An 18,958-nucleotide genomic window follows, 5' to 3' on the forward strand; every position below is an offset into this window, starting at 1 on the left:
ACGTCGGCAGGGTTCATAAAAAATGTGCGAAATGGTCAGTCGCGGGCCTGCACAAATCTTCTAAACGCGGTCCGGCAAAGCGCGGTAACGTAGGCGTCCGTACCTCTTTTGAACCGTTTGTGGAGCCTTGCGTGGACAAACGCAACTGGATCGACCTGTCCCAGGATGCCGAGACCGGGATCGAGTCGTTGCGTGCCCATTTCCAGGGGCATGCCTATGACCCTCACTGGCACGACAGTTTTCTGGTGGGTTTCACGGAGCAGGGCGTGCAACAGTTCGACTGCCGGCGGGTTCGGCATTTCAGTACGCCGGGCAAGGTGTTCATGGTCGAACCGGGCGAGATCCACGACGGACACGCACCGACCGAGGAGGGCTTTACCTATTCGATGCTCTACCTTGATCCGCACTGGCTGGAGCGCGAATTGCGCGCGCTGTTCGAACACGTTCCGGACAACCGTCAACCGGGTTTTGCCGACACCCTGAGCCACGATCCGCGTCTCGCCACCTCCATCAGTCATGCGTTCCAGGCCCTGCATCAAGGTGACTTGCGCATCGTGCGCCAGAGCGCCATCGACGGCTTGTTGGGATCGTTGACGTCGCACCTCGACTGGCGCAAACGCGAGACGTTCGATCCGCGTCTGCCTCGGGTGGCGCAGGTTGCCCGCGATTACCTGCACGCGCATGCCTTCGAGGACATCGGGCTGGATGATCTGGCGCGAGTCTGCGGGGTGGACCGCTTCCGGTTGACCCGTGCATTCAAGGCTGCCTTCGGCCTTGCGCCGCACGCTTATCTGATCCAGCTGCGCCTGGCCCGTGCCCGGCAGATGCTGGCGCGGGGCGTGGCACCCGCGGACGTTGCCAGCGCCCTCGGTTTCGCCGATCAAAGCCATCTCGGCCGCTGGTTCCGTCGCGCCTATCACCTTACGCCGGCGGACTACCGCAAGCGCTGCTCAAACCTTCCAGACTGAACCCCGCGCAACCGCGACCATGGCCTCCTGTTTCACTCTGGAGTCCAAATCATGGAATCGCTGTTGCCTTTTCTGTTGTTCGCTTTCGTCGCCTCGATCACCCCGGGGCCGACCAATATTCTGGTGATGAGTCACAGTTCGCGGCGCGGGCTGACGGCCACGCTGCCAATCATTCTCGGCGCCTGTCTGTCGGCCGCCCTCGTGGTGCTGGTCGTCGGGCTCGGGGTGGGTGAGACACTGTTGCGTTATCCCCGTGTGCAACAGGCAATGGCCTGGGCCGGGGTGTTGTGGTTGAGCTGGCTGGCGTGGCAGATCTTTCGCAGCACACCGCCGTCGCTCGATGCCGCGGCGGCACGCAATGACGACTTCAACGTTTACGGCGCTGCCGGCCTGCAATTGATCAATCCCAAAGTCTGGATGATGGCCGTGGCGGTGGTGAGCGTCTTTGCCGGTGGCGGCGAGAACACCGCACGGATGGTGATGTTGTCGCTGGCATTTCTGCTGGTCAGTCTGCCGTGCATGACGGCATGGGGGCTGCTGGGGGTGGGCAGCGCGCGGTTCTTCGGATCGCCACGGGCATTCAGGCGAATGAATGCCGGGCTGGCGTCTTTGTTGTTGCTGTCGGCTTGGTTGGCGGTGTTGGTCTAGGCATCGGCACCTTCCGCATTCCTGACAGGAATGCACCGCATAAAATCAATGAATTTCTATTATCGATCCTAGTGACGTAGGGTGATTCAAGGACATGGAGAAACGCCCTTGAACGCTTCCTCTACTGAAAAATTCGATACCTCCCGCGCCAATGAATATGGCAGACAAAGCCGAATTGCCCTGGCGGGCTATGACGCTTGCCATGACCTTGCCGCGTGCATGTTGGCGGCCAGCCTCGGTAACGCCGGTTCGGCGCGGATTCTGGCGGTTGGCGCAGGCGGGACAGCCCAGGAAATCATCGCGATGGGAAGTCTGGAGCCTGGCTGGCGTTTCATGGCGGTGGATCCTTCCGAGCCGATGCTGGCGGCGGCGACCGAGCAGTTGCGGTCGCATGACTTGCTGGCGCGCACGGATCTGCATCTCGGGCCGGTCGACGATTTGCCTGCCGATGAGTCATACGACGCCGCCACGGTGATTGGCGTTCTGCATCATCTGGAGGGCGATGAGGCCAAACGAGCGCTTCTGCAATCCATTCGGGCGCGTTTGAAGCCGGGTGCTCCGCTGATCGTGGCCGGCAATCACTACGCGTATGTCAGCCAGCCGTTGCTACTGGAAGCGTGGGGACAACGCTGGCGCCAGAACGGTGCGAGCGCCGATGAGGTAAAGGCCAAACTGGGGAAAATCCTTCAGGGCGCCGATCCTCCCCATTCCGAGGCGGCGGTTCAAAAGCTCTTGAATGAGGCCGGATTCGGTGAGGCCACCCGATGTTTCAGCAGCCTGTTCTGGGGCGCGTGGTTGACGCGTAGAGCGGGTTGATTTGGGGCTGAGTGACGAATCCGACCACACGCATTTGAAATCCCTGCCGTTGCCCCCCAGAATCGCGCCCCGATCCGGCCACCAGCGCCGGATGTTCAAAGTGAAAGGGGTTGCGGTTGAACGAACAGACATTGTCCATGCGCCTGGAGCGGGTGGCGGCGCACGTGCCTGCCGGTGCGCGGCTGGCCGATATCGGCTCGGATCACGGTTACTTGCCGGTGGCCCTGATGCGCCGTGGCGCGATCGCGGCGGCGGTGGCGGGCGAGATGGCCGAGACGCCGTTTCGCTCGGCGCAACGTACCGTGCGCGAGAACGATCTTGAGCATCAGATCTCCGTGCGCCTGGCAAATGGCTTGATGGCCGTCGAACCGGCCGACGGGATCACCGCAATTACCGTATGCGGTATGGGCGGCGAGACCATTCGTGACATCCTCGAAGCCGGCAAGATGCGCCTCAGCGGCCGGGAGCGACTGATCCTGCAACCCAACGGTGGCGAACAACCCCTGCGCCAATGGCTGATGGACAACGACTACCGCATCCTCGTTGAGGAAGTCCTGCGGGAGAACCGCTTCGACTACGAAATCATCGTGGCCGAGCGCGACGGGCCGGTGAGCTACACCGCCGAGGAACTGTTCTTCGGTCCCTTGCAATTGCAGGCGCGCAGTCCGGCGTTCGTCAGCAAATGGCAGCACAGGCTGCGCCACAAGCAGCAGACCCTGGCTCACTTCGGTCGGGCGCGGCATGCGGTATCCGAGGAAAAAGTGCAGGATCTGGCGCAGCAAGTGCGGTGGATTACTGACGTGTTGGCGTGAAGGGCTGATCAGTGCTGCGCGCTGCTTCGGGTCTCTGCGAGAATCCGCGTCGCATCCCGCGAGGGCGGCAAGCCGAACACCCGTGCGTAGTCGCGGCTGAATTGCGTAGCGCTTTCATAACCGACTTCGAACGCTGCGCGGGTGACGCTGCTGGCATTGGCCACCATCAGCGTTCGGGCCTGGAGCAGGCGAACGCGCTTCTGATACTGCAACGGGCTCAGCGCCGTGACGGCTTTGAAGTGCCGATGGAAGGCTGACACGCTCATCGACGCGAGGTGCGCCAATGCGTCCACGCGAATCGGTTCGGCAAAGTCCTGGCGAATGTGCTGAATGGCCAGGTTGACGCGGGCCATGGCGCTGTCGGGCGCCGCGATGTCGCGCAGCATCCAGCCGTGGGGACCTTGCAGGACGCGATACAGAATTTCCCGTTCGTAGACCGGCGCGAGGGCTGCGATCTCCTCCGGCCGACCCATCAGACGCAGTATGCGCACCCAGGCATCCATCAACTCAGGCGTGACAGCGGCCACCGAAAAACCGTTGTCCTGTTCATGCTGACCGAGCGGTTTGGGCAGGTCGGCCAGCAGGGTCGTCAGCACCACCGGATCCAGCGTCAGACTGACCGCCAGGTAAGGCTCGCCGCTCGCAGAGGGGTGAACCTGTCCCACCGCCGGCAGATCGATGGACATGACGAAGTAGGTCGCCGGGTCGTAATGAAGCGTGCGATCGGCGACGGTCATGGATTTGCTGCCCTGCAGAATCAGGTTGATCATCGGTTCGTAAACGGCGGCCAGCATGTGCTCGGGGATTTCACCCTGAACCATGGCAACGCGCGGGATACCCGTCTCCGTGCGGCGGTTTTCGGCGTGTTGCGCCAAGGCGCGAAGTTCTGTCAGTTGATTATTCATACCGGGCATCTGAACCCACGCGATCACTCCCGCGCAAGCAAAAAGCAGAAACAGGCAGGTTTCGAAGAGGAACGGCTGCGCCCGCCTCGAAGCCAATGGCTACTGTGGTCACTCACCACAGAGACATTGGAGCAACGCATGAGCGTTATCGTGATTACCGGTGGCAGCCGTGGCATCGGCGCCAGTACCGCCGAACATTGTGCCCGTCTCGGGATGGGCGTCATCCTGACCTACAAAAGCAATGCCGATGCGGCCGCCGCTGTCGTGCAGCGGATTCAGTCGTCGGGCGGCAAAGCCGTGGCGCTTGAACTGGACGTTGCGGATATCAGTCAATTCGACCGTTTTCGTGATGCTGTCCGACATAACCTCGACAGCCTTTGGGGCGTGGCTACGCTGGCGGGACTGGTCAACAACGCGGGCCACGGCTTGTTCAATCCGCTGGAAGCGGTCACCGAGGCGCAGTTCGACGGCTTGTTGAACGTCCATCTCAAAGGCCCGTTTTTCCTGACGCAAACCTTGTTGCCGCTGATGGGCGAGGGCGCCAGCATCGTCAACCTGACCAGCGCTACCACCCGAGTGGCTACCGCTGGAGTTGCGCCGTATGCCGCGTTCAAGGGCGGGCTCGAGGTGCTGACCCGTTACATGGCCAAGGAATTTGCGGATCGGCGGATACGGGCCAATGCTGTTTCGCCGGGAGCGATCCGTACCGAGCTGGGCGGCGGTTTGAATGACGAGTTCGAGGCATTGCTCGCCTCGCAAACGGCTCTGGGCCGGGTTGGCGAACCGCAGGATGTCGCGCGCGTCATCGCCATGTTGCTGTCCGAAGAGGGCAGCTGGATCAACGCCCAATCCATCGAAGTCGCGGGCGGCTATTTCATTTGAATGCGAGGTGGCTCCATGCTTGATCACATCTTTTTGTCAGTCAGCGACATCGAACGCTCCATTGATTTCTACACCGCAGCACTGACCCCGCTGGGCATTACCGCAAGGCTTGATTACGACGGCAAGGACGGCCCGCCCGGGCATCCGGATCTGAAGGGTTTCGGTGCCCATGGCCGGATGTTTTTCTGGTTGCGCGCAGGCGTAGTGGAGGGAGGGGCGGTGCATGTCGGGTTTGTCGCCAACAGCGAGGCCGAGGTTGATGCAGCTTACGCAGCGGCAATCAACGCTGGTGCTGTCGATAACGGCGCTCCAGGCGCACGTCTGCATTACGACCCTGATTACTACGCCGCTAACGTCCTCGATCCGGACGGTTACAGCCTCGAATTCGTCTTCAAAAAATGGCAGCACGGCCAATGAGCACACTCATGATTTATGGCGCGACCGGGTACACCGGACGCATGGCGGTCGAACATGCCAAGGCACTGGGCCTGGACCTGGTCATCGCCGGTCGCACGGCCGAAAAACTGCAGTCGCTCGCCGCGCAACTGGATGTGCCTTTTCGGGTGTTCAAGCCCGATGAACTGGCAGCGCATTCTCTGGAGGGCATCGCGGTATTACTGAATTTCGCGGGGCCGTTCGTCCAGACGGCAGACGCCTTGATGCAGGCGTGCATTGAGGCTGGGGTCGACTATCTGGACATCACGGCGGAGATCAATGTCTACCGGCGCGCCGAGCAGTTGGGTGCTCAAGCCGCCAGCGCGAACGTGATGTTGCTGCCCGGCGTCGGCTGGGATGTGGTGCCGACCGATTGTCTGGCGATGCATGTCGCTCGGCGAGTACAGGCGCCGCGTTCATTGAAAATCGCCTTGCAGGTCGCCGGCTCGATGTCGCGCGGATCGGCCCTGAGTGTTAGTGAAATCATCGGTGCAGGCCTGCTGGCGCGGGTCGATGGACAACTGGTCGCAACGCCCGATGCGCAGCCCCGTCACTTCGATTTTGGTGACGGGCCGGTGCTCTGTGCGCCGCTGTCATTCGGTGATCTGGTGACCGGCTGGCACTCCACCGGCATTCCCGATATCGCCATGTTCGTGCATATCAGCGGTGATGCGTTCCCGGAAGGCGATCTGTCGCAACTGCCCGACGGCCCGAGCGTCGAACAGCGCGAGGCACATCGCGCCCGAGCGGTGGCTGAAGTCAGCGGCGCCAACGGCAGCGTCGCCCGCTCGGTGATCGAGACCGTCAACGGCTACACCTACACGCCGCTCGCAGCTGTCGAAGCCGCGCGCCGAGTGTTGAACGGTGAGCGCCGGCCGGGATTTGAAACGCCGGCCCGGGTGTTCGGCATCGGGTTTGCTGAAAGCATTGCAGGCACAACCGTTACTGATTTCTGAAACGCGAGTCCGCTTCGGCCTCGCGCCTGGCGAAATCCTCAAGCTCACTTCACCTAAGGCCTCAAATATGTCATCCACACAGTTGCAGGACACCGTAGACAAACTTGCGGTGGTTGAAACGCTGTACCGGTTTGCAGCTGGTATCGATCTGCGCGACGAAGCATTACTGGCGTCGGCGTTTACTGAGGATGCGATTTCCGACTTCCGGCCTGCCGCTGCAAAGGCCGGGTTCGAATACCCTGTTCTGGAGGGGCGTCAGACCATCGTAGCGGCGCTTTCAGGTTCACTTGCCGGTATCGATACAACGCACTCTGTCAGCAATCCGCGAGTCAGCGTCGTTGGCGATCGGGCGCAGGTTGATGCACTCGTGGAAGCCCAGCACGTGCCGCAAAGTGATCACTCACGGCACTACCTCATGAAAAACCGTTACGACGTAAGACTGGTGCGGGCGGGCGACGTCTGGCTGATTCAACGTGTCACGGTCGACAACGTCTGGCGCACGGGCGACCCCGGAGTGCTCTCCGGCGTTTAAGCAGAAGTTGGCGAGCCGGTTAATGGGTCTCTGCCTGGTGGGCTTGATTGAGCGTGAAGGCCTCGCCAGCCTCTGCGCCGGCTGATTCAGCTGTTATCATTCAAGCCTTTACAGCCGGGTAGATGACCATGAACCGCCAGAAAAAACTGCAGCAGCTCTTCAAGGAAAAATCCAGAAAGGCCAACGCCAAACTGGCGCCCAAGAGCAACAAACCGAAGTACATCAGCAAGGCTGATCGGTTGAAAATGGCGGTCGAGGACACTCCCGAGGCAGTCGACACACCTGAGTCCTGATCAGGCAGTCACAGCGCAGTGCTCCCCTCAGCCAGCCGGCTGTGCAGGTTTGGCCAACTCAATCCCCGCCGCCCCCAGCCGCTTGAGAATCTCGAACAACAAATCACTCTTGGTCTTGCCGACAATCCTCGGACTGTCGACGTAACCGGTCACGGTCAACGTGATGCCATCGGGCGAGAGCTTGCTGAAACGCACGAACGGTGCCGGTTTTTCGAGGATGGTTTCGTGTTCGGTGTAGGTGTCCAGCAGCAGGCTCTTGACCTGTTCGGGGTCGATGTCCAGCGGAAACATCAGCTCCAGCGTCGCCACGCCCTGAGCGCTGCCACCCAGTGTGACGTTGCGCAGGTTCTGTGAGATCAGCTGCGAGTTGGGCACGATTACGATCGAGCGGTCGCTGAGCTGAATTTCGGTGGCACGTACGTTGATTCGGCGGATGTCTCCCTCGACGCCGCTGATGCTGATCAGGTCGCCGACCTTGACCGGGCGCTCGGTGAGCAGAATCAAACCTGAGACGAAGTTCTTCACGATCTCCTGTAAGCCGAAACCGATCCCCACCGACAGGGCGCTGACGATCCACGCCAGATTGGTCCACTTCACGCCCAGCGATGACAGGGTGAGCAGAATCACCGCCGCATAACCGATGTTGGAAAACAGCGTACTTAGCGAGGCACACATGCCGGGGTCCATGTCGGTTTTTGGCAGGAACTCGTTGTCGAGCCATCGTCGCAGGGCCCGGATCAGGTAGATGCCGATCATCAGCGCCAGCATGGCGTTGAGCAGGTGACCGGGAACGATGTTGAGTTTGCGCAGGCCGGCGCCACCGAGGATCGTGCCGATGTTGGCAGCCAGTTGCCCGAGAGTGGTGCCGATGCCGCCGACGAACAAGGTGATGACGGCCAGTAACAACAGTGCCGCCCGCCCGAATCCGGCCAGCAGTGTCGAGGCTTGTTCGAGGCGCCGGTCGCCGACGCCGAGCAGTTGTTTGAGGGCCTTGCCGCTTGAATGACGCGGCGAGAAAAAGTATTCGCAGCTGTCCTTGAGCAACTGCATCAACAGATAAAACCCGGTGAAAACGATAAAGGCCCATACCACTTCATAGGTGACGAACCGCGCCAGCGACACATATCCCGTCAGCAGGGCACCCAGCGAAATGACCATCGCCAGGGTCGCAATGGTGTACACCACACCGGCAAAGGTATTCCCCGACACCTGTGTATCCCCGGCCGAGGCCAGTACTTTGCGCACTCTGCCGACACGCGTCAGCAAGGTCGTGACGATGCCCAGCACCACCAATGCAATCACGCCTCGGCCGGTAATCACGATCTGGCTGCTCATGCCCGACGCGTTGCTGACTTGCACCAGTGTCACCAGCACCAGCAGGGTGGCCGCAAGAATTCGCGCATAGGGTTTGAGTGCGAGCGCTACGGGATCGGCCACCGCCGGCAGCCGCCACGTCGGACGCTCGGTGGAGAGCAGTGCGCGGCTCAGCCCGGTGATCAGCGCGCAGGCATAGACCACTTTTTCGAATTCTTCGGAAAATGTCGCCAGCATGGGCGGCAGCGGCACGTGACGGGTGCAGGCGTAATACAACAGTTCCAGCGCAATGGCGGTGGTTCCGAGTGTGGCCAGTGCCGATGCGAACGCCAGCGAGCTGCGGCGCAGCCGTCCTTCCGGCATGCGGTGAATGCACACCCAGGCCAGACCTCGATCAGCGAGGCGGCGGCCCAGTGTCCAGACCAGCCACGCCAGCAACACCAGCACGCCGGTGTAGATCCGTTGGCCCGGCTGCCAGGCTTCGGCGCCGGTTTCCTTCACCTGATCGACGAAAAATCGCAAACGCTGTCGATCCTCAGGGGCTGGATCGAGCAGTGGCGACCAGAAACCGGGGTTCAAGACGCTGTGAGTACGCAGTGTGAGCTCGCTTTCCAGCAATGTACGACGGATCCCGGCGATCTGCGTGATCAGGTCTGTGGCGCTCTGTTTGAGGGTCGCCAGATTCTTCAACGCGGTATCGACTTTGGTTTTTTGTTCGATCAACGCCGCCCGTTGCGCCGCAATATCGGCTTGTTCGGCAGCGACCGCTTCGGCCGGAGCGGCGCCGAGCACACCCAGTTGTACGGTCAGTTGCGCCTGCTGCGGCAACAGCGAGGCCGACAGCCGATCGATGTCCAGAATGAACGTCTGCACCCGATCCTGCGGGCCTTCGAGCTGGTTGTAATTGTTGGCGGACGAAATCTGCTGCTTGAGGCCGTCCAGACGCAGTTGCAGCGCTTGCAGGTCGCTTTGAGTCACGCCGGGGAGCGGGGCGCCGGCGCTGATTTCGGCAGTACCCGGCAAGTCGCCGGCCCATACCACTGCAACGCCCGGACCGAGCAGGGTCAGGACGAGGAAGATCAAAGACTTCAATGCACAGTGCATGGACGGACGGATTCCGGTTGATCACACAAACATTGAGGTTAGGTGATCGGATCGGAGGGCGCGCAAAAGTTTCGGTGACCCGGATCAAGGGCCGGGCCTTGAGGTTCAGATTGACCGCTGATTGACCCGCTGCATCAATTCCTCCGCCGACTCCTTACGCTCGGAATAGCGATCCACCAAGTCCGGGCGCTCACGCAGCAACAAGGTGAATTTCACCAGTTCCTCCATCACATCCACCACCCGGTCGTACAGCGCCGAGGGTTTCATGCGGTTGCCTTCGTCGAATTCCAGATAGGCCTTGGGCACGGACGACTGATTGGGGATGGTGAACATGCGCATCCAGCGCCCCAGAACGCGCAGTTGATTGACCACGTTGAAGGACTGCGAACCGCCGCAGACCTGCATCACCGCAAGAGTTTTGCCCTGAGTCGGACGCACTGCGCCCAGAGCCAGCGGCACCCAGTCGATCTGCGCCTTGAACACCGCTGACATGGCGCCGTGACGTTCGGGAGAGCACCAGACCTGGCCTTCGGACCATTGCATTAGCTCAAGCAATTCCAGGACTTTCGGGTGATCGCCGGGCGCGTCATCCGGCAGCGGCAGGCCCGAGGGATTGAAGATCCGTGTTTCGGCACCGAAGTGCTCCAGCAGGCGGGCAGCTTCTTCGACCAGCAAACGACTGAACGAGCGCGGGCGGGTCGAGCCGTACAGCAGCAGGATGCGCGGCTTGTGGGCGCCTTCGTCACGTGTGGTCTTTTGAACCAGTGAAGGATCGAGGTTGGGCAGGTCAGTCATGTCGGCTCCGGTTACAGCGTGCTGATGCGGTCGAGCTCGCGCTTGAGGGCATCACGGTCAAGTTGGGCGAAGGGCAGGGCAAGGAAGGCCCGGCAGCGGGTTTCGATTCGGGCGAGGGTGGCGTGGAAGGCAGCATCGATGGTGCGTTCATCGCCGCGCACGTCCGACGGATCTTCCAGCCCCCAATGGGCTTTCAAGGCCGGGCCGAAGTACACCGGGCAGGCTTCACCGGCGGCCTTGTCGCACACGGTGATGACGATGTCCGGCGGGTTGTCTTCGAAGGCCTCGTTGCCCTTGCTGCTTAAACCGGCGATGGAAATGCCGGCGGCTTGCAACGTGGTCAGGCTGCGCGGCAGCACCTGGCCCTTGGGGAAACTGCCGGCACTGACCGCCTCGAAACCGGCCGGCGCCAAGTGATTGAACATCGCCTCGGAGAGAATGCTGCGACAGCTGTTGGCGGTGCACATGAATAGAACGCGCATGATTGATCCTCAGCAGCAGGCGGATGTATTGAGTGGACGGTCGCCCATGGCAGCCAACCGCGCGCTGTTTTCTTCCAGCCAGTGGGTGTTGGCGGCGAGTGTGGTTTCAAGCAGCGTGCGAATCCATACCGGCAAATCAGGATTGAGCCGGTAATAAACCCACTGGCCCTGACGACGATCCAGCAACAGGCCGCAGGTGCGCAGCTGCGCGAGATGGCGGGAGATTTTCGGCTGACTGTCGTTGAGTGCGCAGACCAGCTCGCAGACACACAACTCACCTTCGCGGGTGATCAACAGCGTGGCCCGGACGCGGGTTTCGTCGGCGAGATATTTGAAAACGGAGGCGGGGTTGAGCATCACGATGCCTTCAGCACATATGGTTGTCCGAATATGCGGATATCCATATGTGCTGGGCAAGCCTTGAATTTGATGAAGTGACAGGTCTCGACCGAAGGTTTTTTAGCGCAGACGCCTCAACGCTTGCTGAACGCCAACCGCGCGGCAAACAGTACGAAAATCATCCCGGTGGTGCGTTCCATCCAGCGAATCACTTTCTCACGGCGCAGAAACCCGGACAACGGCTGCGTCGCGCCAATCAACACCAGCGACCAGATCAGCCCGAGCACCACATGAATGCTCACCAGCCCGAACGTCCACGGCACCAGCGGCTGACCTTGCGGAATGAACTGCGGCAGAAACGATACGTAGAAAATCCCGATCTTCGGATTCAGCACATTCCCCAGCATGCCCTTGAAAAACCAGTTCGCCCCCGGCTTGCCGTTGGCTTCGGCGGGTGCCAGCGAACGGCGAGGGCGCAGCAGCATGTTCAACCCCAGCCACACCAGATACGCCGCGCCGCAATATTTGAGCAGGTTGTAGGCCAGCTCCGACACCGCAATCAACGCCCCCAACCCAAACGCCACCGCCGCGCCCCACAACAGGCAACCGGCATTGATCCCCAACGCCGCACGCAACGCCTGCTGCTTGCCCTCGACGGTGGCGGTGCGCAGCACCAGCGCGGTGTCGAGACCGGGCGTCAGGGTCAACAGCGTGGCGGCGAAAGTGAAGGCGAGGAGGTTGTCGGCGATGGACATGGCGTGTGGGTTCCCTGTTCTGGAGGCGGGAACGGTAGCGGTTTCAGGCGGGGGGATCCAGCAGGGAAATCAGGCGCGGTTCGATGCGGTCGGGTTGTATCTCGAGGATCGCCAGCGTGACCGGCAACTTGAACCGCCGAGGGCCGGCGCTGCCGGGGTTGACGTAGAGCCGGTCACCGCGCCATTCGATGCGGGGTTTGTGGGAGTGGCCGGTGATGATGAGCTTGATGCCTGGATCGAGATCGGCGGGGACGTCGGCGATGTCGTGGACGAGGAGGGTTGGCCAGCCGTTGAGGGTGAAGGTCAGGAGGTCGGGGAGGTTCTCGGCCCACGGGCTGTTGAGATCGTTGTTGCCGCGCACCGCGTGGACGGGGGCGATTTTGGCCAGTTGGGCCAGGATGTCCGGGTTGCCGATGTCGCCAGCGTGGATGATCTGGTCACAGCCCTGGAGTGCGGCGAGGGCTTCGGGGCGGAGGAGATTGTGGGTGTCGGAGATCAGGGCGGTTTTCATGGGGGCAGATCACCGGGGTGTTCGGGTGGGAGTGGCTGCTTTCGGCCCAGAGTGTGTAAAAACACCAACCGCGCTATCGCTACCGATTTTAAATGGTAAGGAATGCCAACGTTTCGAGGTCGATCTCAGCGTAGCTCCCCAAATCACCCTTGTAGAGCATGATCCTAGAGACCCCAAACTCCGCCTGTATGAAAGTGACGAGCTGTCTAAGATTGCCGTTGGCATGCGCCGTGGTCGGACTTACGACAGTCGCACACTCTGGCTCTTCGTCGTAAGTTCTGATCATGAACATATCCCCATCGTTCTGCACGCTGTAATTATGACCACGGTACTCATACCCTAAATCGTGGTCGACATCGTCAAAACGGGTAGATTTCACTATCTTCACAGCAGCATCCAACATTCGAGTTCCACCAGAGGATCGTCTCGTGAAGCGCTTTATTCAAGGGGAGCATAGAGGTCAAGGCAACTTACTTCCCCCAACAGCAGCAGAAAAGGCAGAAAAGGGGACAGGTCCAAGATTTATTTACCGCTCCTCTGTCAGCTTCTGGCCGAAAGCAGGCGGGTAATAACTTGTTTCAGCCGCGTCAGGAGGCCAGCTCTCATAGAAAGAGCCGCCTACAGGGATCGGGTTGCCATCCATATGGTATGCGGCCCATGCCAGTACGTGTGCCATGCGTTCGGCAGCAACTAGCGACAGTCCGCAAGATTCTCTGACTTCGTCTAGCCGTACTCGGCAAACATCGAGGTGGCGTCTAACCCCGGAAAACCCGCCAAGATAGCGAAAGAACTCGTCGAGAAGGATACCCACGCCTGGAACACCATAGGTGCCGGCCACACCTGGTGCCTCCTCATATATGGCCTTTACATCATGGCCTTCCAAGGCCGCGACAGCGGTGAGTACCTCGCAAAAAGTATCTTTCATGCTGTTGCTGACCCAGAGGTCATAGCTGTTGCCGATAATGATGGGCGCGCCCATGAGTCTTACTCTGATGTCGATAATGGAATGCTGAAGAAGAGGCGTATTCAGCCATATAGCCAATTTTCAATAGGCCGTCTCCGCTCCGATTATTAACTTTTTGGGCTGGAAAAGGCCATGCGTGGGCGGCAGCTTTTGGCCGGTAGCGGTCGCTTGTGAGCGTCCGCTAATGGCCGGTTATGGATCCTTCCTATGGTCAGCCATCCTTGTCCTTCGACACGTGGAGGACTCGTAATGAACATCTTCGCTACCAGCAGCCGCCAGCCTTGGAACAAAGGGAAACTGGTCGGGCAGAAAGCTCCACTCAGACTGAGAGATATTTGGGCCATCCGGGTAAGGCTTCAAATTGCAGAAAGAACCCGTGATCTTGCGCTCTTCGATCTGGCCATCGACAGCAAGCTTCGGGCCTGCGACTTAACCAAGCTTCGTGTGCGCGACGTCGCCCATGGCGAGCACGTATCACCACGCGCCATGGTGATGCAGCAGAAAACGCTGCGGCCAGTGCAGTTCGAGATCACCGAACAAACACGGTTTGCTATCGCGGCCTGGATACACCAGGCCCAACTCCGGAGCGAGGACTGCCTTTTTCCGAGCCAGCTGCATACCTCAGACCATCTATCAACACGTCAATACGCACGTATCGTAAAAAGCTGGGTGGAAGCAGTTGGCCTTGATCCAGCCATGTATGGCACTCACACAATGAGGCGTACGAAGGCATCGCTGATCTATCGCAGGACGAAGAATCTGCGAGCGGTTCAACTGTTGCTTGGCCATACGAAGCTGGAGAGCACCGTTCGATATCTGGGAATTGAAGTCGATGACGCCTTGGAGATGGCGGAACAGACAGAGGTTTGAATATACCTTGCGACGGTCGAGCCCTGACCGTCGCTACCTAGCCAGAATCAGCCGATAGAAGGATCTTTAATTTTAGGATGGTTCTATGTTTTCAGCACTTGTTGATATCTTCATAAAAAATGAGTACTACATAGATTGCATAATCACGCGCTGAGGTCATCATGCCGTTAACTACGCTCCTGCGCTGCGACGATCTTGTCGCCACCGGCAATTACTACCGCGAAACTCTCGGTTTCACCGTGAGTGACTCCCCTGCGTCAACAATCACTGTGCGATTGGATGACTGCAGTCTCATCTTTACTGAACAGGATATTTGGGGAGTACCAGTCGGGTACTCGGGTACGCTCTACTTGGCGATATCGAATGTAGATAGCTATTACGAGTCAGTGATCAACAACGCCCATATCGCTTGGGCACTTCAAGATACTGACTATGGGTCAAGGGAGTTTGGACTGCGCGACTGCAATGGCTACTACCTCGCGTTCACACAAAAATCGGTAGTCTGAATCGCGGTCAGCCTAGCAGTTATTAAAGATCCAGACCTGCCGATACCAGACACTCACGGTCGTCTGCTTTTGGCCGAAAGCCGCCAATTCCGGCAGCTTCGGTCAACGCTCATTTCCTCTGCCGTTGCGTTCCATCCGGCAGAAGAGGGCAGCGTTTAGCTCTTCACCTCAACATGATCCAACGCCTGGTTCACCGCCAATTCACTCAACATCACCAACTGCGCGATCCCGATCGCGGTCTTGCGATGAGCAGGCTCCAGCGTGGCGGCAAAATTGTTAAGCAGTTCGTTCGCCGATCCCAATGATTCGCTGGCGTTGGCTAATAAGGATTCGGTGTTGTAGGCCGGGTTAGCCAGGTACATGGGGTCGTGCTTGTGGTGGCTACCCATGATGCGTTGCTGTGGAGTGAGGTAATGGTCGAGCGCGCGCTCGGCCGCTTCGTTCAGGGTTCGGGAATCGGGGAATTTGTAGGGTGAAACCGGATCGTTTTCTGGTGGGTTGGGTGTCGGTTTGAACATGGATGAATCCTCTAGCGCGATTACCAAAAGGAACCATCACCCTTCGCTACCAAACGTTGGGTGGCGGTCATACGCGGGTTGGTAGACCGGTCGCACTAGAACCCGGCGCCCACGAATGAGCCCCACGCATGACCACCATGAAATTCGAGCCCTGAGAAAGGGCCGCACATGGTGACGCCATGAGTCTAGAACGAAGCGGGCTACCAAACCCCATCACTGTTTTTCAGTGACCCGGAAACGATAAAACCCGCGTCCCAGACGCACAAGCCGGCGGATTCTGGCGTAGTCGTAGGCAATGACGCAAGGCGTTGTAGCCTTGAGGAAGTAACGCTGAGTGTCTTTAAACAGCAAAGGCCGAAACCCTTAAACAACCTCCGATGGCACCTGCTACTGATCGCCATACGGTGCGACACATTTGTATGACGCCGAGTTGCAGCTCTCCGCTGTGCCCGCCTGGTTTCAGTGCTACGGGCTCACAAGAGCTCAACCGATTAAATCCATGGCAGCCACAACGCTCATTCAGCCTTTATAAAGCAGCGCATCCACCACAACCCCAAACGCCGACGACTGCTCACGGCGATTCGGATAGTAAAGGTGGTAGCCCGCAAAGGGTTGGCACCAGTCCTCAAGTACCCGCACGAGACTGCCGTCAGCCAGTTCTTTGGCGACCATGTCTTCCGGCAGAAACCCCAAGCCGCATCCAGCCACCGCCGCCCGCAGGATCGGTACGCTGCTGTTGAACGTCCATTGCCCCTCGACCCGGGCCTTCAGTTCGCGGCCGTCCTTTTCAAAATCCCATTGCATCAGGCTACCGTGGGTGGGCAGGCGCAGGTTGATGCAGTTGTGTGCGGCGAGATCGCCCGGCGTCATGGGAATCGGGCGGTCTTTGAAGTACTGCGGCGAGCCCACGACGGCGATGCGCAGCGAAGGGCCGATGGGCACGGCGATCATGTCTTTGGCCACTTGTTCACCCAAGCGAACACCGGCGTCAAAGCGTTGCGCAACGATGTCGGTGAGGGCGTAGTCGACGATGATCTCGACCTTGATGTCGGGGTAGTCGGGCAACACCTTCGACAGCTTGGGCCAGAGAATATTGTTCGCTGCATGTTCGGACGCGGAGATCCGCACATTGCCGGCCGGGGTGTCGCGAAACTCGCTGACCGCGGCCAGTTCCAGTTCGATCTCTTCAAAGCGTGGCGCCATTGATTGATACAGGCGTTGACCTGCTTCGGTCGGCGAAACGCTGCGGGTGGTTCGCGTCAGCAGGCGCACGCCCAGCCGTGTTTCCAGCGTGCGCATGGTGTGGCTCAACGCTGATTGCGAGACGCCCAGTTGTGCGGCCGCGCGGGTGAAGCTGCCTTCGCGGGCGATGACCACGAAGGCCTGCAGGTCGTTGAGATTGGCGCGGGACATTGATGAAAACCTCTCATGAGGGGCGCGGAATTAATCCATGAAAGCAGGTTGCGCCCGGATGCGCGACCCCCAGAGCGGTCATTACAAGGTACGGGCGTAAAACGCGCTCAGCTTGCCGATGGCAGCGTCGACATAGCGCGGCACCCAATAGGTTTCGATGTGGGTGGCGCCCTCGAGGATGAACACTTCCTTGTCCGTGGTGCCGGTGGCTTTGGGGAAGGCATCCTGAGTCATGTACAGGCTGTCGGCCTTGCTGCCGGCAATCATCAGCAACGGTTGATTGATCAACTCGATCTGGTGGGTGGCGTCAAAGCGCATCAAATCGATCAGGCTGCTGGTGGTGTATTTGAAGGTCGAGTTCGGGTGCGCGTGGGTCTTCCAGTAATACTCGTAGCCCTGGCGATAGAGTTCGAACGGCAATTTGGCGATCTGCTCATCCGTCAGGTTGGCATCACCGGAATACAACACCGCGCCGCCGGCGGCTTCCTGCGCGCGGGCCGCCGAAGCCTGTTGCAGACGTTGCTGAATGCTGTCCAGCTGCGAGTCGTTGTAGCCGTTGCGGCGCACCCGGCCCGAGTTGAACATGCTGACGGTCGCCAGCGATTTGAAGCGTTTGTCGGTTTGCGCCGCCGCCAGCGAGTAACCGCCACCACCACAAATGCCGAGCAGGCCCAGGCGTTTTTCGTCCACGCCGGCAAACTGGCTGATGAAGTCGGCCATGCCGTGAATGTCTTCGATGCGATATGCCGGTTTATCGATGCTGCGTGGCTGACCACCGCTGGCGCCCTGGTACGCAGCATCGGCGGTGATGGTGATGTAGCCCTGTTCGGCCAGACGCTGGGCGTACAAACCGGCGACTTGCTCTTTCACGCCGCCATTCGGATGCGCGACGACCACGGTCGGGTAGGTTCGCTTCGCGTCGTAGTTGGCCGGGGTGTAGACGTTGGCGGCGATGTCCAGTCCATTGAGTTTGTAGCTGACCGGGTGAATGTTGACCTTGCCCGGTTCGTTCCTGGTGAGCGCGCCGTCATAGGCCAGGGTGAAGGGGTTCTTTTTGTAGTCGGCGGCCAGGGATTCGCCGGCAGACAAGCCGACCAATGCCGACATGAACGTGGCTTTGAGAGTGTTTTTCACGTGAAGCTCCTGAGCAATCAAAAGGGCGGCAGTCGAAAGAAGGGGACGGGTCAGTCCAGCTGTTTTTCTTTGAGGAATTGCGCCACCAGATCGGCGATCTGCACGTTGTTCAGATCCGACATGGGGAAGTGGGTATTGCCGTGGATACCGATCTCCGGCAGGTGAATCAGGCGTACATCGCCGCCGTGCCGATTGACCGCGTCACGCCATAGCCGGGCCATTTTCAGGCGGGCGCGCCAACTGTCCTGAGCCGGCAGGTCGACGGCCTGTTCGGGGATGTTGTCGCCGTACAGGATCAGAATCGGAATACGCGTCAGCGCCATGAATTGCTCGATTGGCACGGCTGCGCCTTGCACCGTGTCGAACGCGCTGGGAATCGGCGCCGGCACTTCACCTTCGGCAAACACAAAGCTGCTGCCAGGCTCGAACGCCACGATGGCCTTGACCTTGTCGTTCTTGATCGCCGTCAACCAACCCGGTCCGCCACCCTGGGAGTGGGTGAACAGGATGCCCGGGCCGATTCGGTCAAAAACGGCTGACACGCCATCGGACACCACGCCCATGTCGAAAGGCCCAGTGTTTGGCGTCATCGCACGGAAAAACTGCTCGCGGCTTTGCGCGTCCCGAGCTACTTGTACGCCGTTGAAGTAGTTCGGCCACAGGCCGATGCGGAACTGGTTGAACCACAATTGTTCGTCCGGCACAGGCTTGATGGTTGTCTCGACACTGCTGCGACCCGCATCGCCGCGCCGAGGCTGATCGATCAGATAGACGCCGTAGTGGCGACGCAGAAACAGGTTCTGAAAACCCTCGCGGCCATCGGCGGTGGTTTCCCAGGTCTTGGAAAACTGACCCGCGCCGTGCCACATGACGATGGGCAGTTTTCGCGCATCGACCGGGATCTGGTAGAACGCGTAGGCGTGGTCACCGTGGTAGGTCTGGCCGTCGGGCGTCAGCGGTTTGCGCGGATCGAAGGTGCCCGGTGCGGTGGTCATTGTTCCGCCAG

General features: G+C 59.9%; 23 protein-coding genes. 10 read left to right on the plus strand and 13 right to left on the minus strand.

What is annotated here, in order from left to right; genetic code table 11:
* Nucleotides 1–131: 131 nt before the first annotated feature.
* From N8H71_RS01145 to N8H71_RS01160, 4 genes are all read left to right on the plus strand, one after another.
* A complete protein-coding gene (locus tag N8H71_RS01145) occupies nt 132–968 on the plus strand; it encodes an AraC family transcriptional regulator (RefSeq protein WP_262192392.1) in 837 nt (278 codons plus the stop codon).
* Between the two features lie 51 nt (nt 969–1,019).
* Nucleotides 1,020–1,616, plus strand: a complete 597-nt coding sequence (locus N8H71_RS01150) for a LysE family translocator (RefSeq protein WP_262192393.1) — start codon at nt 1,020–1,022, stop codon at nt 1,614–1,616.
* A 108-nt stretch (nt 1,617–1,724) separates the two neighbouring features.
* Complete coding sequence (locus tag N8H71_RS01155) at nt 1,725–2,432, plus strand: class I SAM-dependent methyltransferase (protein ID WP_262192394.1); 708 nt, start codon at nt 1,725–1,727, stop codon at nt 2,430–2,432.
* Nucleotides 2,433–2,548: 116 nt separating this feature from the next.
* Nucleotides 2,549–3,244: a tRNA (adenine(22)-N(1))-methyltransferase gene (locus N8H71_RS01160; protein ID WP_262192395.1), complete on the plus strand. Its 696-nt coding sequence runs from the start codon at nt 2,549–2,551 to the stop codon at nt 3,242–3,244.
* 8 nt (nt 3,245–3,252) lie between these two features.
* On the opposite strand, the gene N8H71_RS01165 is transcribed toward N8H71_RS01160, so the two are convergent.
* Complete coding sequence (locus N8H71_RS01165) at nt 3,253–4,149, minus strand: AraC family transcriptional regulator (protein WP_262192396.1); 897 nt, start codon at nt 4,147–4,149, stop codon at nt 3,253–3,255.
* Between the two features lie 138 nt (nt 4,150–4,287).
* Between N8H71_RS01165 and N8H71_RS01170 the strand changes: the two genes are divergently transcribed.
* The 5 genes from N8H71_RS01170 to N8H71_RS01190 all read left to right on the plus strand — a co-directional run bounded on the left by N8H71_RS01170 (nt 4,288) and on the right by N8H71_RS01190 (nt 7,247).
* On the plus strand, nt 4,288–5,031 hold the full coding sequence (locus tag N8H71_RS01170; RefSeq protein ID WP_262192397.1) for an SDR family NAD(P)-dependent oxidoreductase: 744 nt from the start codon (nt 4,288–4,290) through the stop codon (nt 5,029–5,031).
* A gap of 15 nt (nt 5,032–5,046) precedes the next feature.
* Nucleotides 5,047–5,448: a VOC family protein gene (locus N8H71_RS01175; protein ID WP_262192398.1), complete on the plus strand. Its 402-nt coding sequence runs from the start codon at nt 5,047–5,049 to the stop codon at nt 5,446–5,448.
* A complete protein-coding gene (locus N8H71_RS01180) occupies nt 5,445–6,422 on the plus strand; it encodes a saccharopine dehydrogenase family protein (RefSeq protein WP_262192399.1) in 978 nt (325 codons plus the stop codon). Before N8H71_RS01175 ends, N8H71_RS01180 begins: the two co-directional genes overlap by 4 nt.
* Before the next feature lie 67 nt (nt 6,423–6,489).
* Complete coding sequence (locus N8H71_RS01185) at nt 6,490–6,954, plus strand: nuclear transport factor 2 family protein (RefSeq protein ID WP_262192939.1); 465 nt, start codon at nt 6,490–6,492, stop codon at nt 6,952–6,954.
* 128 nt (nt 6,955–7,082) lie between these two features.
* Nucleotides 7,083–7,247, plus strand: coding sequence for a DUF2986 domain-containing protein (locus tag N8H71_RS01190; protein ID WP_262192400.1), 165 nt, complete (start codon nt 7,083–7,085; stop codon nt 7,245–7,247).
* A 27-nt stretch (nt 7,248–7,274) separates the two neighbouring features.
* Here the strand turns inward: N8H71_RS01190 and N8H71_RS01195 are convergent, their stop codons facing one another.
* The 8 genes from N8H71_RS01195 to N8H71_RS01230 form a co-directional block, all read right to left on the minus strand.
* A complete protein-coding gene (locus N8H71_RS01195) occupies nt 7,275–9,665 on the minus strand; it encodes a DUF3772 domain-containing protein (RefSeq protein WP_262192401.1) in 2,391 nt (796 codons plus the stop codon).
* A 105-nt stretch (nt 9,666–9,770) separates the two neighbouring features.
* Entirely contained in the window at nt 9,771–10,460 is a 690-nt protein-coding gene (arsH, locus tag N8H71_RS01200) for an arsenical resistance protein ArsH (RefSeq protein WP_262192402.1), read from the minus strand.
* Nucleotides 10,461–10,471: 11 nt separating this feature from the next.
* Entirely contained in the window at nt 10,472–10,942 is a 471-nt protein-coding gene (locus tag N8H71_RS01205) for an arsenate reductase ArsC (RefSeq protein ID WP_262192403.1), read from the minus strand.
* A 9-nt stretch (nt 10,943–10,951) separates the two neighbouring features.
* Nucleotides 10,952–11,299: a metalloregulator ArsR/SmtB family transcription factor gene (locus N8H71_RS01210; RefSeq protein WP_262192404.1), complete on the minus strand. Its 348-nt coding sequence runs from the start codon at nt 11,297–11,299 to the stop codon at nt 10,952–10,954.
* A gap of 116 nt (nt 11,300–11,415) precedes the next feature.
* Entirely contained in the window at nt 11,416–12,036 is a 621-nt protein-coding gene (locus tag N8H71_RS01215) for a LysE family translocator (protein ID WP_262192405.1), read from the minus strand.
* 43 nt (nt 12,037–12,079) lie between these two features.
* On the minus strand, nt 12,080–12,547 hold the full coding sequence (locus N8H71_RS01220) for a metallophosphoesterase family protein (protein WP_262192406.1): 468 nt from the start codon (nt 12,545–12,547) through the stop codon (nt 12,080–12,082).
* 88 nt (nt 12,548–12,635) lie between these two features.
* Nucleotides 12,636–12,950, minus strand: a complete 315-nt coding sequence (locus tag N8H71_RS01225; protein ID WP_262192407.1) for a hypothetical protein — start codon at nt 12,948–12,950, stop codon at nt 12,636–12,638.
* Nucleotides 12,951–13,073: 123 nt separating this feature from the next.
* Complete coding sequence (locus tag N8H71_RS01230) at nt 13,074–13,526, minus strand: hypothetical protein (protein WP_262192408.1); 453 nt, start codon at nt 13,524–13,526, stop codon at nt 13,074–13,076.
* Nucleotides 13,527–13,760: 234 nt separating this feature from the next.
* Between N8H71_RS01230 and N8H71_RS01235 the strand changes: the two genes are divergently transcribed.
* Nucleotides 13,761–14,381 carry a tyrosine-type recombinase/integrase gene (locus N8H71_RS01235; protein WP_262192409.1) on the plus strand — a complete coding sequence of 207 codons (621 nt, stop codon included), beginning with the start codon at nt 13,761–13,763 and terminating at the stop codon, nt 14,379–14,381.
* 661 nt (nt 14,382–15,042) lie between these two features.
* Here the strand turns inward: N8H71_RS01235 and N8H71_RS01240 are convergent.
* The 4 genes from N8H71_RS01240 to N8H71_RS01255 all read right to left on the minus strand — a co-directional run bounded on the left by N8H71_RS01240 (nt 15,043) and on the right by N8H71_RS01255 (nt 18,947).
* Nucleotides 15,043–15,405, minus strand: coding sequence for a DUF6124 family protein (locus N8H71_RS01240; RefSeq protein ID WP_262192410.1), 363 nt, complete (start codon nt 15,403–15,405; stop codon nt 15,043–15,045).
* 519 nt (nt 15,406–15,924) lie between these two features.
* A complete protein-coding gene (locus N8H71_RS01245; protein WP_262192411.1) occupies nt 15,925–16,818 on the minus strand; it encodes a LysR family transcriptional regulator in 894 nt (297 codons plus the stop codon).
* Nucleotides 16,819–16,899: 81 nt separating this feature from the next.
* On the minus strand, nt 16,900–17,952 hold the full coding sequence (locus N8H71_RS01250; RefSeq protein ID WP_262192412.1) for an alpha/beta hydrolase: 1,053 nt from the start codon (nt 17,950–17,952) through the stop codon (nt 16,900–16,902).
* A 50-nt stretch (nt 17,953–18,002) separates the two neighbouring features.
* Nucleotides 18,003–18,947 carry an alpha/beta hydrolase gene (locus tag N8H71_RS01255; protein ID WP_262192941.1) on the minus strand — a complete coding sequence of 315 codons (945 nt, stop codon included), beginning with the start codon at nt 18,945–18,947 and terminating at the stop codon, nt 18,003–18,005.
* Nucleotides 18,948–18,958 lie beyond the last annotated feature (11 nt).

It is taken from the genome of Pseudomonas koreensis, from assembly GCF_025447595.1.
GTDB classification, from domain to species: domain Bacteria; phylum Pseudomonadota; class Gammaproteobacteria; order Pseudomonadales; family Pseudomonadaceae; genus Aquipseudomonas; species Aquipseudomonas koreensis_H.